The sequence below is a fragment of the Cognatundibacterium luofuense genome (assembly GCF_018139685.1).
GTDB classification, from domain to species: domain Bacteria; phylum Pseudomonadota; class Gammaproteobacteria; order Burkholderiales; family Burkholderiaceae_D; genus Undibacterium; species Undibacterium luofuense.
Map to the genome: position 1 here is coordinate 1 of NZ_JAGSPN010000362.1, position 342 is coordinate 342.

Annotated in this window: 1 protein-coding gene; it reads left to right on the forward strand. The window is 52.3% G+C overall.

The annotated features are described in order from the left end of the window. Positions 1–342 (forward strand): LD-carboxypeptidase (locus KDM89_RS20790; RefSeq protein WP_212689736.1); only part of this gene is annotated, 342 nt, incomplete at both ends.

Genomic DNA, 342 nt, shown 5'->3' on the forward strand with positions numbered 1-342 from the left:
CAGCGCGTCGCGCAAATTCATGCGGCTGCCAGTGATCCTGACGTGAATATTGTGCTGGCACTGCGCGGCAGTTATGGTTTGTCACGTTTGTTGCCCGCAATCGATTTTGAGTTGCTCGCGCAAAGCGGTAAATTATTTGTTGGCTATAGTGACTTCACGCTGGTGCATCAGGGCTTGTTGCAGCGTGGCCGCTGCAGCCTGGCAGGCCCCATGCTGTGTGATGATTACACGCGTGAGCAGCAGTCAGTCTATACGCTAGACCAGTTTATTCACTGTATTTCCTCAGACCGTCATCGCGTCGAATTTGACACTGCTTACAGCGGCGATTTACAAGTGTCAGGT